Below are 3,087 nucleotides of genomic sequence, written 5' to 3' on the forward strand. Positions count from 1 at the left end.
TGGGAATAAATCGGGTGCGTTGTTTTTCTCGGCAATTCCGAGTGAGCCTTTGCCGATGACGTCCATGACGGTGACCCCTTCGATTTCGTTGTCGAAAAGTTCTCGTAGAACATCGTTAAGACAGTGACGGTTGAATACAGCAGTAATTTGTAACATGGTAAACCCCTTTGGTTATATAGTTACGTCATTATATTGGAATACGAGTTGAAGATAGACTCTTGATTGCCTAATATATAAGCAAGATAAATCTGCGTAGTCACTAACGTAATAAACACTCCCTGCATAACTTGTTCTTGATTGTTGGACTGACAAAAATGTCATCTTTTGATGAGAACATCTCTTGCAATGTCTCGGATAATATCATCCAGCAAGGAGCTAGTCATGGCACGAGACACATTAATCGGCGGAGCATTATGGGAAGAGTACTCAAATGAGGTACAACGACGTATGAATGATCCTATCAATATGGGAGAGATCACGCAAGAAGAGGCCGATGCGGCGCAAAAGCAACTCATAATTGCAGATTTTGGTGCGGAGAGCTGTGGGGATGCGGTACGGTTGTACTGGATGATCGATCCTAAAAATGATGTCATCATTAAAAGCCGATTTAAAAGTTTCGGATGCGGTACTGCGATTGCAAGCTCGGACATGATGGCGGAACTGTGTATGGAAAAAACGGTCGATGAAGCGTTAAAAATCACCAATATCGATGTGGAAAAAGCGCTTCGAGATGAGGAAGATATCCCCGCCGTTCCGGGGCAAAAAATGCACTGTTCGGTTATGGCATACGACGTAATCAAAAAAGCGGCATCCATCTATAAAGGGGTGGATATGTCGGAGTTCGAGACGGAGTTTATCGTCTGCGAATGTGCTCGTGTGAGTCTCGATACCCTCAAGGAAGTGATTAAGCTCAATAAGCTTGATTCCATCGAAGCCATTACTGATTATACGAAAGCGGGTGGCTTTTGTAAATCGTGTATCAAACCGGGCGGTCATGAGAAAAAAGATGTCTATTTGGTAGATATGCTTGCAGAAATCCAAGGCGAACTCACCAAAGAGGCAATCAGTAAAAAAATCAAAGAGGCGAAAGGGGACGGTAATTTCAATGCGATGAGTTTGGTGCAAAAACTCCGCAGTATTGAATCGATCCTCGAAGAATATATCCGCCCGACACTTAAAGCCGATCACGGTGATGTCGAAGTAATCGATCTCAAAGAGGTTGAGGATGGGCATGAACTCTATATTCAGTACAAAGGTGAATGTATGAGCTGTTCTATGAACACGACGACAACCCTTGCAGGGATGCAGGATATGCTTAATTTCAAACTCAAATCCAACTTACGCGTGATGGTTGTTTAATGTCATACGCAACCAAAGAGGGAACGTTTAGATATCTCAAAAAATTTGGGGCCTATTCAAAAGATTTTTATCGTTTTAACGGAGAGCTCTTTTTTCCCTCACTTGGAATCGGAACGTATAAAGCAGAACCGTACAAAGAAGAAAATTATATTATCAACTATGGGGAAGCGATCAAAACGGCTCTTCGAAACGGTATCCATTTCATTGATACCGCGATCAATTATCGCTATCAGATGAGCGAGCGTGAAATCGGTGAAGCGCTGAGTGAGATGATGGATGCAGGGGAGATAAAACGCGAAGAAGTGATCATCGCTTCCAAAGCAGGATTTATTCCCTTGGATTTTCCCTTTCCGGAGAATCCCTACGGCTGGATACAAGAGAATATGATTGCTAAAGGATTGTCGACCAAAGAGGAGATAGTCATCGATCAACATTGTATGACCCCTGCGTATTTGCGCTGGAGCTGTGAGCAATCGTTGAAAAATCTCTCACTTGAGACAATCGATATCTTCTTTCTCCATAATCCTGAAACGCAGTTGGGATATATCGATGCAGAGATGTTTTATTCCCGAATCGAAGCGGCATTTGTACTCTTTGAAGAGCTGCGTGGTGAGGGTAAAATCGTGGCTTACGGAATCGCGTCATGGAACGGTTTTTTGTACGAGGAAGATCATACAGAGTATATTTCTCTGGTAAAAGTGGTTGAAATCGCACGTCGTGTCGGAGGGGAAAATCATGGATTTAAATACCTTCAAAGTCCGTTTAATATGGCGAAGCCTCACGCGTATGGGTATGCCAATCAACGATCAGAGGATGGCCGCTATTATCCGCTGATGAACGTATGTTCACAATTCGGTCTTAGTTTTCTGGGTTCGTCTCCATTTTTGCAAAAAAATCTTTTCAAGCGAGCGTTTGCACCGAAGATTGGTGAGCTGATGAATACGAGTGAGCTGAGTGATGTGGCGAGTGCATTGCAGTTTGCTCGAAGTGCGGGAGCAATTACGGCAATTTTCGGTGCGGTTGACCCTGCGCATGTTGTTGATAATGCAATTTTAGGCTATGTTCCCAATGCGTCAACACAGGCGATGGATACGCTCATGCGAGACAGCTATGCTGTATGATGTAATCGTCGTCGGTAGCGGAATCTCTGGATTGTATGCGGCACTTTATGCACGTCGAGCAGGGCTTAATGTTGCCCTTATCTCCAAAAGTACACCGCTTCGTTCCAATTCTGCTGTTGCATCTGGGGGGATTAATGCGGTGCTTAAAACCACTCGTCATGACAGTTGTCGAGATCACATTTCCGATACGCTAAACGGAGCGGATAAATTGGCACGTTTTTCTGCTGTAAGTGGGATGGTTGTCGGTGCCGAAGAGATCATTGAAGATCTACAAAAAATGGGGGTTGAATTTGACATTCAAGACAACGGTTCAGTAGCGCAACGTCCTTTTGGCGGAACGAAGGCGAAACGGACGTGTTATATTGCCGATAAAACGGGAGCGTCTATCACCCAAACACTCTTTGCGCAATGCAAAAAAGAGGGGGTAAAGATCTTTCCAAATCACCTCGTCCTTAGTATCGCGACATTTAATGAGAAGCTTTCAGGGATTACGATATTACGCCGTCGGGATTCTGCGGTGATTGCCTTCGCATGTAAATCGCTCGTTCTTGCAGGCGGTGGGTATGCCGGGATTTATCGGGGGCATTCGACCAATTCTCAAGAATCC

The 3,087-nt window shown here is 44.4% G+C and carries 3 protein-coding genes; all 3 read left to right on the forward strand.

Annotation, left to right across the window (positions count from 1 at the left end; genetic code table 11):
• Nucleotides 1–381 precede the first annotated feature (381 nt).
• Entirely contained in the window at nt 382–1,359 is a 978-nt protein-coding gene (locus M0P91_RS15065) for an iron-sulfur cluster assembly scaffold protein (RefSeq protein ID WP_295069319.1), read from the forward strand.
• A complete protein-coding gene (locus tag M0P91_RS15070; RefSeq protein WP_295069322.1) occupies nt 1,359–2,480 on the forward strand; it encodes an aldo/keto reductase in 1,122 nt (373 codons plus the stop codon). Before M0P91_RS15065 ends, M0P91_RS15070 begins: the two co-directional genes overlap by 1 nt.
• On the forward strand, nt 2,470–3,087 hold a 618-nt coding region (locus M0P91_RS15075), incomplete at its 3' end, for an FAD-dependent oxidoreductase (protein ID WP_295069325.1). The genes M0P91_RS15070 and M0P91_RS15075, both read left to right, overlap by 11 nt.

It is taken from the genome of Sulfuricurvum sp., from assembly GCF_023229695.1.
Classification (GTDB): Bacteria; Campylobacterota; Campylobacteria; order Campylobacterales; family Sulfurimonadaceae; genus Sulfuricurvum.

Excerpts from the sequence above, each read along its gene's own strand:
- M0P91_RS15065 (WP_295069319.1), top strand. The coding sequence starts at position 382 with ATGGCACGAGACACATTAATCGGCGGAGCATTATGGGAAGAGTACTCA.
- M0P91_RS15070 (WP_295069322.1), top strand. The coding sequence starts at position 1,359 with ATGTCATACGCAACCAAAGAGGGAACGTTTAGATATCTCAAAAAATTT.